Below are 11,966 nucleotides of genomic sequence, written 5' to 3' on the forward strand. Positions count from 1 at the left end.
GATCGTGGTGTGGGCCGGGCCCGGTATCGGCGTGAACCGCCGCCGGGGCGGGGGCGGCGGCGCGTCGCCGCCCGCCGCCGCCGGCGGCGTCGCCGCGAGCATCCCGAATCCGACCGTCTCCCGGACCACCCCGGTCGGCCAGAACCCGCAGGACGTGCTCCTGTCGCCCGACGGCCGCACCGCCTACGTCATGAACACCGGCTCCAACTCGATCTCCGTGATCGACACGGGCACGATGGGGATCACGGCCACCGTTCCTGTGCCCAACGGACCGCCGCAGTTCGCGAGCATCAGCCCGGACGGCGCACGTCTCTACGTGAGCGTCTACAACCCGGCCACCACCGCCGCCAACGCGGTGAACGCCGTCGACGTGGTCGACACGGCGTCACGCGCGGTCACGCTCACCATCCCGGTCGGCCTGCACCCCTACGCCTCGGCGGTCTCCCCGGACGGCAACACCATCCTGGTCCCGAACCACGACTCCGCGGACATCTCGGTGATCGACTGGAGGACCAAGTCGGTGACCGGGAGGATCCCGGTGAAGCCCAACCCGCACTTCGTGGCCTTCACCGCGGACGGCTCGAAGGCGTTCGTCGCCGACCACGAGTCGAACGTCGTCTCGGTGCTCGACGGGCGCACCCACGCCGTCACCGCGGTGATCCCGGTGGGTCGCAGCCCGCACAGCCTGGCCGTGTCGCCCGACCAGAGCACCGTCTACGTCGTCGACTACGACCAGAACACGGTCTCCGTCATCGACATCGCGAGCGAGAAGGTCACCGGCACGATCCCGGTCGGGGCGAACCCGCAGAGCGTCGCGTTCGCCCCCGACGGAAAGCACGCCTACGTCGCGAACAGTGGCGGCGGCACCGTCTCCACCATCGACACCGGCACCCGCGCGGTCGTGTCCACGCTGCAGGTCGGCCGCAGCCCGACGACCATCGCCGTGGCTCCCGACGGGCGCACCGCGTACGTCACGAACTACGACGACAACACTCTCTCGGTCCTCGCGACCGCCTGACCCGCGACGCCCCCGCCAGCGCACGGAACCGCTCCTTGCGCCGTGCTGGGTGACCATGCGGGCCAGCGCGCCGTCGACCTCGGTGGGTGGCTGGATCCAGACGGAGGCCACTCGGCGAGATCGTGGCTTGCCCCGCACATGTCCGCGATACTCGCCGGATGGGTCCGACGCTCGTCGGTCGTTCGGAGGAGTTGGCGGCGCTGCTGGATGCCTGCCATGGCGGGCCGGGCCGGATGGTGCTGGTGACGGGCTGTGCGGGCAGCGGCAAGACGACCCTGCTCGAGGAGCTGACGCGGCGTGCGAACGGCGCCGGCGCAGTGGTCGCGTCGGGGCACGCGGTGCCCGGCGGGGGCCCGTTCCGCCCGGTGGCAGAGGCTTTGGTTCGGGTCGCGCCACCTGCGCTCGCCGACGAGGGGCCTCTGTCGCCGTTCCGCGCCGTGCTCGCCCGGATCCTGCCGACCTGGCCGGCCGGGCCGGCCCCGGGTACGCATCTCGTCGATCCCGTGGTCGTCCTCGGTGAGGCGGTGCTCGCCCTGCTGCGGGTGCTCTCGACCGACGCGCGAACGGTGCTCGTCCTGGACGACGCCCAGTGGGCGGATCGGGACACCCTCGCGCTGCTGGAGTACCTCGCAGGAGGTCTCCGGGAGGTGGCGGCGACCGTCGTCGTCGCGGCACGCGACGACCAGGCCGTTCCCGACGCCCTCACCGCCCTGCATCGTCATGGTCGGATCCGGACCGTCGTGCTGCGTCCGCTGCCTCCGCCCGACGTCGCTCTGCTGGCGCGTCGGACCGTCGGCGGGGAGCTCCCGCCGGAGGTCGACGAGTACGTGGCACGGGTGAGCGAGGGTGTTCCCCTCCTGGTCGCCGAGTTGACGGCCGGGCTCGTGGAAAGCGGGTCGCTGGTACGGGACGGGAACGGGTGGCGAACGACGAGCACGCTCGCCGGCGGACTGTCTCCCTCCCATCTGGCCCTGGTCCATCACCGCGTCGCGGGCCTGGCGCCCCGGGTTCGGGAGCTGGTCCGCACCGCCGCCGTGCTGGGTCCCGAGCTCGACGCGGATCTGCTCACGACCGTCTCCGGGTCGGATGCCGTCGAGGTCGCCGACGGCCTGTCGTCGGCCGTCGACGCCGGCCTCCTCACCAGGAACGTGGCCGGAGACGTGCGCTGGCGGCACGCGCTCACCTGCGGTGCGGTTCTTGCCGGGCTCACCCCGCCGGAGCGGGGCGCGATCGCAGCGCGTGCCGCGGAGGCGCTCGACGACGGCGTGGGTGTGCGCCGGGCCCTGGTCGCGGACCTGCAGGCCCGCGGCGGACGTCCGGTCCGCGCCGCCGCGCTGCTGCTCGACGAGGCGCGCGACGCCGTTGCCGCCGGGGCTCTGGCCACCGCCCAGGAGATCCTGGAGCGGGCCGTCGTGCTGGCCGCAGGGGACCCGGGCCTGCTCGTGGCGATCACGGTCGAGCGGATCCAGGCCTTCGCCCTGCAGACGCGTACCGACGAGGCGATCGCGGCGGCGGACGTCGCGCTGCCGACCGCAGCGGGAGCAGAACGGACGGCGCTGGCCGTCGCCGCCGCCCGGGCCTGCGTGGGCGGCCACCACTTCGACGAGGCCGGCCGCTACCTCACGCTGTTCGGGGATCCCGACGACCCGCGGGTCCAGGCGCTCGCCGCCCACATCGCCCTCCACGCCGAGGACCTCGACCAGGCGTTGGCCCTGGCCACGAGCGCTGCGGCGGGCGCCGAGCAGGCCGGCACGCCGGACGTCCTGTGCGAGGCGCTCGAGGTCGTCGGGCGGGCGCTGCGGCGCCGCGACCCGACGGCGTCCGTCGCCGCCTTCGAGCGGGCCGAGCGGGTCGCGGCCGGTCACGGCCTCACGCCGTGGCGAATCCGGGCGCTCGCCGAGCTCGGCGCCTCCGAGTTGTACGGGGCGGCACCGGCGGGCCGCATCGCCGAGGCGCAGGCGCTCGCGCTCGACGCCGGCATGCTCGGCACTGCGACCGCCCTCGACCTCCAGGCCATCGCCATGACCACGGGGACCGAGGGGATGGTCGGCGTCATGCCCCGCGCCGAACGGTGCGCGGACCGGGCCGGGCGGCTGGGGCTCACCGGCATCCAGGCGCACGCGGTGATGTTCGTCGCCCGCGGCCGGGTGCATGCCGGCCGCGCCGGCGAGGCGGACCCGCTCCTCGACGAGGTCGACCGGCTCGTCCCGAGTCCGCTGTACCGCTCCGAGCGGTCGCACAACCGGGCCACCGACGCCTGGCTGGACGGTGACGACGAGCGGGCCGCGCGGGAACTCGACGACTGCGTCGCTCTCCTGCGGACGCTGCCCGCCGCACCGCCGGCGCCGGTCTGGGGCGAATGGGTCGTGCTGCGCACCGTGTGCGACCCCACCGACGGTGGCCCACGTGCGGAGCTACGGGAATCCGACGTCCTGGTCCAGGCCGTCAACCGCGCCGCGCTCGCCTATGCCGACGCCGTCGCGCACGTCCAGCAGGTCGGCCCCGGCCTGCTGCTCGCCGAGGGCGACCGGCTGCTGACGCCCCACCCGTTCCTCCGCTACTGGCTGCGGATCATGCTCGTGCCGCGCGCGGTCGACGGCCGACTCGGAGATGCTCCCGCGCTGCTGCGCGAGGCTCACGCCTGGTTGCTGGGCCACGGCGAGATCCGCATGGCCAGGCTCTGCGCAGGGCACCTGCGTCGTCTCGGCCTGCCGGTGCCCCGTCCCGGTCGCTACGCCGAGGTGGTCCCTCCGCGGCTGCGGGCCCTCGGCGTGACCGGCCGTGAGCTGCAGGTCCTGAGACTGGTCGCCGAAGGCCTCGGCAACGTCGAGATCGCCGGCCGGCTCCAGCTGTCGCGGCGCACCGTCGAGACCCACGTCAGCAACCTGCTGCTCAAGACCGGCACGAGATCGCGGGAGGGCTTGACGGGCCTGGCTCCGTGAGCTGCGCGTCCCAGATCCGTGCGTCGCCCGGATCCCCCCGCGGAGCACCCCGGGCAGCGTGCAGGACATGACCACCACGGACACCGCAACCAGGCACGGTCGTATCGACGTCGGCGACGCCGAACTCGAGTACTGGGACCGCGGCCCACACGACGCGACCCACACGGTCTTCCTCGTCCACGCCGGCGTCTTCGGCGAGTGGTTCCGGCCGATGTTCGACGAACCGGCACTCGACGGGTTCCGGGTCGTACGGGTCCACCGCGCCGGCTACGGCGCCAGTTCCCGGCCCCCCGGGCACCTCACCCTGGCCGACCATGCGGGCCAGTGCTGTCGGCTCCTGCGGGAACTCGGGATCCGGCGCGCCCACTGGATCGGGCACTCGTCCAGCGGCTGCATCGGGCTCCAGGCGGCGATCGACGACGTCGACCTGATCGCGGGGCTCGTCCTGCTGGAGCCCGCGCCGAACCCGGCAGGGCCGTCCAGCCAGGTCCTGGCCCGTGAGGTCGTCGGCCCTGCCATGGCAGCAGTCGGCGCCGGCGACTTCGCCCAGGCGACCGACACGTTCCTCAGCGGCGTCGACGGTCCCGGCTACCGAGCCGTCGTCACCGCCCGCCTGGGTGAGGACGCCTTCGACCGCATCGTTCGCGACGCCACGTTCTTCTTCACCGACGAGATCCGCGCCGCAGTCGAATGGAACCTCGACCCCGGGCGAGCATCACGGGTCACGGCACCGGTCCTGCTCGTCACCGGCGGCGACAGCGCCGCCGTGACGCGCGCCTACGACGAGACGGCGACGATTCTCGCAGGCATGCTGCCTGCCGCGCGGCACGTCGTGGTGCCCGGCGTCAGCCACGGCATGCCGCTCCAGGACCCTGCCCGCATTGCGCAACTCGTCGCCGACTTCGTCCCACGGTGAATCCGGACGGGCCGCGAATCGGGGCCCGGGCGGGACGGGCATCCAGCCCGCGACTTCGGCAGGACGACATTTCCTCTGCCCAGTTCCGGATACCCTTCGGCCCGGGTGTTGCGGGTCGGATGGCACTTCAGGGGCGGGCGGTCGCCCGTACGGTCAGGAGCCCGACGAGGCGGAGGAGCGGGACGGATGAACGCATCTGAGCCCGAGCCAGCGGGTGGGATCACGGTTCGCCGACTGGCGGAGGAGGACCTGGCCGAGGCCGACCGGATCATGCGGCTGGCCTTCGGCACGTTCCTCGGGCTCCCGGACCCGATGGCCTTCATGGGCGACGCCGAGTACGCCAGGGCGCGGTGGGCGGCCGATCCTGAATCGAGTCTGGCAGCCGAGGTGGACGGGCGCCTGGTCGGAACCAACTTCGTCAGCTGCTGGGGCAGCGTCGGCTTCTTCGGCCCGCTCACGGTCGAGCCTTGGTTGTGGGATCGCGGCGTGGCGCGGGCCCTGCTCGACCGGACGATGCCCCTCTTCGACGAGAGAGGAGTGCGGCACCGTGGTCTGTTCACGTTCGGTCACAGCCCCAAGCACGTCTCCCTCTACCAGCGTTACGGATTCCTGCCCGGCTATCTGTCGTCCGTTCTCGGCAAGCCGGTGGCGGGGCCGAACGAAGGCTGGACCACGTTCTCCGCGCTCGCTGATGTGCGGGAGGGCTACGCGGGGATCGCGGCCGTGACCGGATCGATCCTCGACGGCCTCGATCTGCGGAGGGAGGTCGATGCGGCACGTGGCCAGAAACTGGGTGACACGGTCCTGGTGTACGACGCGGACGGCCTGGCCGCGTTCGGGATCTGTCACGTGGGCCCCGGCACCGAGGCGGGAAGCGAGACGTGCTTCGTGAAGTTCGGTGCGGCCAGGTCGGGACCGGGGGCGGAGCAGCGCTTCGCGCGCCTCCTCGACGCCTGCGAGGGTTATGCGGCCGGCCGGGACGCACGGACGATCGTCGCCGGCGTCAGTACCGGCCGCCGAGCGGCCTACCGTCAGCTCCTGGACCGCGGCTACAAGGCCGGCCTGATCGGGGTGACGATGCACCAGCCCGACGACGAGGCCTACCACCACCCGAACGCTTTCGTCATCGACGATTGGCGGTAGCCGGTCGCGGGCCCTACGGCCTGGGCCGGAGGCACACGCGCCGCCGTCACCGGACCGGGGCGCCGACCTCGTCCTCGTGGGCCTCCCGACGAGACCGGGTGGCGGGCGGGAGGGTGAGGGCGGGGAGCACCTCGGCGCCGAGGCGGGCGACGTTCGCGCAGGTCCGGGCAGTGTCGCCCGTGGTCTCGACCATCAGTGCGAGGGCACGGGCGCCGGTGCGGCGGAGGGTGCGCTCCAGGCGGGCGCGGCAGAGGGCGGGGTCGCCGACCGCGTGGAGGCGGCAGAGGAGGTCGGTGTAGTCGTCGGCGTCCCGTGGGGTGCGAGGTGCGCCGTCGTAGCGCGTGTAGCCCGCGAGCCCCGGCCGAAGCCAGCGCGGGAGCGACTCCCGGACCTCGGCCTGGGCGGCGGCGGTGGTGTCGGCGACGTGCGCGAGGTGGGTGCTGACGTGCACGACCTCCGGCCCGCCCCGCTCGCGGTAGGCACGGACGAACCGGGCCTTCTCGTCGTCGTCGGCGTGCATGCCGAGCAACATGGGCAGGCCGCGGTCGGCAGCGAGGCCGATCCCGGTCCCGGAGGTGACCGCCAGCAGCGGGTCCACCCCGCTCCGCGGACCGGGCACGATCTCGACCGGGCGGAACCGGAAGTGCGGCCCGTCGCCGCGGACCCGGGGCCCGGACAGGCCCGACAGCAGCAGGTCGAGCGACTCGGCGAACCCGTCGTCGAGCCGCTCCGGCCCCGTGCCGAACACCTCCAGGTCCACCCACGGCCCGCCGCGCCCGACGCCGAGCCGGAACCGGCCGCCGGACACCTGGTCGAGCAGCAGCGCCTGTTCGGCGAGGGCGACCGGGTGCTGCACGGACAGCACGCTCACCGCGGTGCCGACGGTGATCCGTGAGGTGGCGCCGAGGACGTACCCGGCGAGCGTGACGGCCGAGGGGCACAGCCCGTAGGTCATGAAGTGGTGCTCGGCGAGCCAGACCGCGTCGAACCCGGCCTCCTCCGCGGCGACGGCCGCCGCGACCGTCCCCTCCAGCACGTCGGTCGCCGGCCGGCCGGGGAAGCCGGGGGCCAGCAGGAACACCCCGACCCGGGGCCGCGCGCCGATCATGGCCAGGACCGTAACGGCACCCCGCACCGTGATCGGACACACCTGCCCCGAATCTTCTACGTGGTGTAGAACTGAGCCAGAGGCTCTACAAGTCGTAGAAGTTCGGGAGGAGCCGCCGCCATGGCACTCGACCTGGCCCGTTGGCAGTTCGGGATCACGACGATCTACCACTTCCTGTTCGTCCCGCTGACCATCGGGCTGTCCGTGATCGTCGCCTCCCTGCAGACCGCGTGGCACCGCACGGGCCGGACCGAGTACCTGCGCGCCACGAAGTTCTTCGGCAAGCTCTTCCTGATCAACTTCGCGATGGGCGTGGTGACCGGGATCGTCCAGGAGTTCCAGTTCGGGATGAACTGGAGCGACTACTCGACCTTCGTCGGCGACGTCTTCGGCGCGCCGCTGGCCATGGAGGCGCTGCTCGCGTTCTTCCTCGAGTCGACCTTCATCGGGCTGTGGATCTTCGGCTGGGACAAGCTCCCCCGCCGCGTCCACCTGGCCTGCATCTGGGCCGCCGCGATCGGCACCAACCTGAGCGCCTACTTCATCCTCGCGGCCAACGCCTGGATGCGGCACCCCGTCGGCTTCGAGATCGACCCGACCACCGGGCAGGCCCGGCTGACCAGCATCTGGGCGGTGCTGAGCAACGACCAGGCCTGGTCCACGTATCTCCACGTGGTGAGTGCCGCGTTCATCGCCGCCGGGCTGTTCGTCGCCGCCGTCAGCGCGTACAAGCTGCTCAAGAACGCGGAGCCGCGCGAGCACGAGCTGTTCCGCAGGAGCATGCGGGCCGGGTTCGTGGTCACCGCGATCGCAGGCGTCGTCGTCACCCTGAGCGGCGACCACCAGGCCAAGCTGATGGCGCAGTACGAGCCGATGAAGCTCGCCAGCGCCGAGGCCCTCTGGGACGACGAGCACGGCGCCGGCTTCTCGATCTTCGCCGTGGGCGACATCCAGGACGGCCGCAACCACATCAACGTGCAGGTCCCCGGCGTGCTGGCCTTCCTCGCGACCGGCGACTTCAGCGGGGACGTCCAGGGCATCAACGACATCCAGGCCCGCTACGAGCAGGCCTTCGGCCCCGGCACCTACATCCCGAACGTCGGCCTCCTCTACTGGGCGTTCCGGATGATGATGGGTCTCGGCCTGGCCGGCGTGGCGATCTCGGTCGTCGGGCTGTGGCTCACGCGCAAGGGCCGGCTCTTCCCCTACCGCTGGCAGTACCGGCTGGTCGTCGCCGCGCTCCCGGCGGCCCTGCTGGCCAACATCTTCGGCTGGATCCTCACCGAGATGGGCCGCCAGCCGTGGACGGTCGTGGGCGAGCTGCTCACCGCGAACAGCGTCAGCCCAGGGGTGAGCCTCACCGAGGTCGCGATCTCGTTGTCCGCGTTCACCCTGATCTACGCCGTGCTGGCGGTCGTCGAGTTCGGGCTGCTGCGCCGGTACGTCAAGGCGGGCACCGCGGCCGTCATGCCCTACCCGGAAGACGACACAGCCGAGCCCGACCGCACGGACGACCGCGTCCCCGCCTTCGTCTACTAGGAGCCGATCATGGACCTGACAGTCATCTGGTTCCTCGCCATCGCCGTCCTCTGGACCGGCTACCTCGTCCTGGAGGGCTTCGACTTCGGCGTCGGCGCGCTGCTGCCGGTGCTGTCGAAGGACGACACCGACCGCCGCGTGATGATCAACTCGATCGGCCCGGTCTGGGACGGCAACGAGGTCTGGCTGATCACCGCCGTCGGGGCGACCTTCGCCGCGTTCCCGGCCTGGTACGCCTCGATGCTCAGCGGCTTCTACCTGCCGATGCTGCTGATCCTGCTCGCCCTGATCGGGCGCGGCGTGGCGTTCGAGTACCGCGGCAAGGTCGACTCGGCGGCCTGGCGCCGGCGCTGGGACGTCGTGATCGTCGCGGGCAGCGCGCTCCCCGCGTGCCTGTGGGGCCTGCTGTTCGCCAACCTGGTCCGGGGCCTGGAGATGGGGCCGGACCACGTCGTCACCACGAACGTCGTCGAGCTGTTCAACGGCTACGCGGTGCTCGGCGGCGTGCTCACCCTCGGCCTGTTCCTGCTGCACGGCGCGGTGTTCCTCGCGCTGAAGACGGACGGGCCGGTGCGGATGCGGGCCCGGTCGTTCGCGGCCTGGGCGGCGCTGGTGGTGCTGCCCCTGCTGGTCGCCTTCGCCGGCTGGACGCAGGCGCGCAGCGGCGAGCCGTGGACCCTGCCGGTCGCGGTCGTGTCGGTCGTGGCGCTCGCGCTCGGTGCCGGCCTGGTCCGGCGGGGGCGCGAGGGCTGGGCGTTCACCGCCACGGCGGTGGCCGTGGGCATGCTGGCCGTGCTCGTCTTCGGGTCGCTGTTCCCCGACGTCCTGCCGTCGACCACGGACCCGGCGAACTCGCTGACGATCGACAACGCCGCGTCGGCGCCCTACACGCTCACGGTGCTGACCTGGGTGGCGGCGGTCTTCCTGCCGCTCGTGCTCGCCTACCAGGCCTGGAGCTACTGGGTCTTCCGCAAGCGCGTCACCCGCGCCCACATCAGCCCGGCGCACTAGATGAAACCCCTCGATCCCCGCCTGCTGCGCACGGCGAGCGCCGTCCGCACGCACCTGCTCGTCGCCACCGCGTGCGGCGCGGCCCTCACCGGGCTGATCCTGCTGCAGGCGTGGCTCGTGTCCCGCGTCGTCGCCCGCGCGACCGGCGGCGCGGGGCTCGAGGAGCTCGCCCTGGTGATCGCCGCCGTCGCCGCGGTGGCGGTCGCCAGGGCCGGGCTCGCCTACGGCGCCGAGGCCGCCGCGCTGCGCAGCGCCGCCTCGGCGAAGTCGCAGCTGCGGATGCGGCTGGTCCGGCACGTCACCGGCGGGGTCCCCCGCGACCGGGACGCCGGCGAGCTGGTCACCCTCGCCACCCGGGGTCTCGACGCGCTCGACGACTACTTCGCCCGCTACCTCCCCCAGCTCGTCCTGGCCGTGATGGTCCCGGTCGCGGTGCTCGTGGTGATCGCGGGCGCGGACTGGGTGTCGGCGGTCGTCGTCGCGGTGACCGTCCCCCTGATCCCGCTGTTCATGGCGCTGGTCGGCATGCACACGCAGGCCCGGACGAACCGCCAGTGGGCGCTGCTGAACCGGCTCGGCGGGCACTTCCTCGACGTCGTCGAGGGGCTGCCCACGCTCGCCCTGTTCCGGCGCGCGAAGGCCGAGGCGGCGCTGGTCCGGAAGGTCACCGACCAGCACCGCGAGGCGACCATGGGCACGCTGAAGGTGGCGTTCCTGTCCGCCTTCGTGCTCGAGGTCCTGGCGACGCTCGCCGTGGCGCTGGTGGCCGTGGAGGTCGGCTTCCGACTGCTCTACGGCCGCCTCGACCTGGAGACCGCGCTGCTCGTGCTGATCCTCGCGCCCGAGGCGTACCTGCCGCTGCGCGAGGTCGGGGCGCGGTTCCACGCCAGCATGGAGGGCATCGCCGCGGCCCAGCAGGTCTTCACGGTGCTCGACGACCGGGCCGGCGTTGTCCCCGCCGGCACCGGTGCCGCTCCGACCGGCGCCATCCGCCTGCACGGCGTCACGGTCCAGTACCCCGGCCGGGTCCACGACGCCCTCCACGACCTCGACCTGACCCTGCCCGCCGGCGGCACCACGCTCGTCACGGGGCCGAGCGGGGCGGGCAAGTCCACCCTGCTCGGCCTGCTGCTGCGGTTCGTCGAGCCCACCTCGGGCCGGATCACGGTGAACGGGGACGATCTCGCCGCGGCCGACCCCGACCGCTGGCGCCGCGCCGTCGCGTGGGTGCCCCAGGACCCGTACCTGTTCGACGACACGCTCGCCGGCAACATCCGCCTCGGCGAGCCTGACGCGCCGATGGCGGCCGTGCGCCGGGCCGCCACCCTGGCCGAGCTCGACGACGTCGTGGCCGGGCTGCCCGCGGGGTTCGCCACCCGGCTCGGCGAGCGGGGCGCGCGGCTGTCGGCCGGGCAGCGCCAGCGGGTCGCGCTCGCCCGGGCCTTCCTGCGGGCCGAGTGCGCGGAGACCCCGCCGCTCGTGCTGCTCGACGAGCCGACCGCCCACCTGGACCCGGACAACGCGGCCGCCGTGCGGCGCGCGGTCGGGCGGCTGGTCGAGGGCCGGACCGCGGTGATCGTGACGCACGACCCGGCGTGGGCCGACGAGCTGCCGGCCGGCGCCGGACTCGTCCGGCTCGTCGCTCCGGCGCTGGTCAGCGAGGGTCGTGAGTGATGAGTGACCCTCTAGGGGCAGTACGCACTCACGGGGTGGTGCGGATGCTGGGGCTCGCGCGACCTCGGGGCGGCCGGTTCGCGCTGGGCGTGCTGCTCGGGGCCGCGGCGACGGCCGCGGGCGTGGGGCTGCTCTCGCTGGCGGCCTGGCTGATCGCGACCGCCGCGACCCATCCGGCCGTGACCGCGCTGAGCGTCGCGGTGGTGCTGACCCGTGCGCTCGGCGTGACCCGCGGCGTGGCCCGCTACCTCGAACGCCTGGTCACCCACGACGCCGCACTGCGCACCCTCGCCGACGCCCGGGACCGCGTCTACGCCCGCCTCGCGGCCACCGAGCCGGTCCGCCGGTTCCGCTCGGGCGACCTCGTCTCGCGGCTGGTCAGCGACACCGACGCCACGCAGGACCTGCTGGTCCGCGGCCTGACCCCGCCGCTGGCGGCGCTGCTGGTCGGGGGCGGGGTGGTCACGCTGTCGACCGCACTGCTGACCGAGGGCGGGCTGCTGCTCGCGGCCGGCCTGGTGCTGGCCGGCGTGGCCACAAGGGCCAGTGTGAGCGCGTGACTGCGGCCCTGGCCCCGGGCCACACCGGTGATGAAGGCGACCTTGCCCTCGAGAC

Annotated in this window: 9 protein-coding genes; 8 read left to right on the top strand and 1 reads right to left on the bottom strand. The window is 73.3% G+C overall.

The features are described from left to right. The 4 genes from AB0B41_RS40810 to AB0B41_RS40825 form a co-directional block, all read left to right on the top strand. Nucleotides 1–1,018 (top strand): beta-propeller fold lactonase family protein (locus AB0B41_RS40810; RefSeq protein WP_358212397.1); only part of this gene is annotated, 1,018 nt, incomplete at its 5' end. Between the two features lie 158 nt (nucleotides 1,019–1,176). Further along, nucleotides 1,177–3,960: an AAA family ATPase gene (locus AB0B41_RS40815; RefSeq protein WP_358212398.1), complete on the top strand. Its 2,784-nt coding sequence runs from the start codon at nucleotides 1,177–1,179 to the stop codon at nucleotides 3,958–3,960. Nucleotides 3,961–4,027: 67 nt separating this feature from the next. Beyond that, entirely contained in the window at nucleotides 4,028–4,876 is an 849-nt protein-coding gene (locus tag AB0B41_RS40820; RefSeq protein WP_358212399.1) for an alpha/beta hydrolase, read from the top strand. A 186-nt stretch (nucleotides 4,877–5,062) separates the two neighbouring features. Then, nucleotides 5,063–6,019 carry a GNAT family N-acetyltransferase gene (locus AB0B41_RS40825; RefSeq protein WP_358212400.1) on the top strand — a complete coding sequence of 319 codons (957 nt, stop codon included), beginning with the start codon at nucleotides 5,063–5,065 and terminating at the stop codon, nucleotides 6,017–6,019. A 46-nt stretch (nucleotides 6,020–6,065) separates the two neighbouring features. Here the strand turns inward: AB0B41_RS40825 and AB0B41_RS40830 are convergent, their stop codons facing one another. Then, a complete protein-coding gene (locus AB0B41_RS40830) occupies nucleotides 6,066–7,127 on the bottom strand; it encodes an LLM class flavin-dependent oxidoreductase (RefSeq protein WP_358212401.1) in 1,062 nt (353 codons plus the stop codon). 120 nt (nucleotides 7,128–7,247) lie between these two features. Here AB0B41_RS40830 and AB0B41_RS40835 point away from each other — a divergent pair, with 120 nt between their 5' ends. From AB0B41_RS40835 to AB0B41_RS40850, 4 genes are read left to right on the top strand one after another with little or no spacing between them, the layout of a single operon-like run. Continuing rightward, nucleotides 7,248–8,666 (top strand): cytochrome ubiquinol oxidase subunit I, encoded by a 1,419-nt coding sequence (locus AB0B41_RS40835; protein ID WP_358212402.1) that lies wholly within the window; start codon nucleotides 7,248–7,250, stop codon nucleotides 8,664–8,666. 9 nt (nucleotides 8,667–8,675) lie between these two features. Further along, a complete protein-coding gene (gene cydB / locus AB0B41_RS40840; RefSeq protein WP_358212403.1) occupies nucleotides 8,676–9,677 on the top strand; it encodes a cytochrome d ubiquinol oxidase subunit II in 1,002 nt (333 codons plus the stop codon). Further along, the gene (gene cydD / locus AB0B41_RS40845; protein WP_358212404.1) at nucleotides 9,678–11,351 is read left to right on the top strand and encodes a thiol reductant ABC exporter subunit CydD; all 1,674 of its coding nucleotides are present in this window, start codon (nucleotides 9,678–9,680) and stop codon (nucleotides 11,349–11,351) included. It begins immediately after the preceding gene. 44 nt (nucleotides 11,352–11,395) lie between these two features. Next, complete coding sequence (locus tag AB0B41_RS40850) at nucleotides 11,396–11,911, top strand: hypothetical protein (protein WP_358212405.1); 516 nt, start codon at nucleotides 11,396–11,398, stop codon at nucleotides 11,909–11,911. The last annotated feature ends 55 nt before the right edge of the window (nucleotides 11,912–11,966 follow it).

Origin of the sequence: Pseudonocardia sp. NPDC049154, from assembly GCF_040648315.1 — a bacterium.
Taxonomy (GTDB): Bacteria; Actinomycetota; Actinomycetes; order Mycobacteriales; family Pseudonocardiaceae; genus Pseudonocardia.

Coding starts and splice junctions, on each gene's coding strand:
- AB0B41_RS40830 (WP_358212401.1), bottom strand. CDS start 7,127: ATGATCGGCGCGCGGCCCCGGGTCGGGGTGTTCCTGCTGGCCCCCGGC.
- cydD (WP_358212404.1), top strand. CDS start 9,678: ATGAAACCCCTCGATCCCCGCCTGCTGCGCACGGCGAGCGCCGTCCGC.
- AB0B41_RS40825 (WP_358212400.1), top strand. CDS start 5,063: ATGAACGCATCTGAGCCCGAGCCAGCGGGTGGGATCACGGTTCGCCGA.
- AB0B41_RS40835 (WP_358212402.1), top strand. CDS start 7,248: ATGGCACTCGACCTGGCCCGTTGGCAGTTCGGGATCACGACGATCTAC.
- AB0B41_RS40815 (WP_358212398.1), top strand. CDS start 1,177: ATGGGTCCGACGCTCGTCGGTCGTTCGGAGGAGTTGGCGGCGCTGCTG.
- AB0B41_RS40850 (WP_358212405.1), top strand. CDS start 11,396: ATGCTGGGGCTCGCGCGACCTCGGGGCGGCCGGTTCGCGCTGGGCGTG.
- cydB (WP_358212403.1), top strand. CDS start 8,676: ATGGACCTGACAGTCATCTGGTTCCTCGCCATCGCCGTCCTCTGGACC.
- AB0B41_RS40820 (WP_358212399.1), top strand. CDS start 4,028: ATGACCACCACGGACACCGCAACCAGGCACGGTCGTATCGACGTCGGC.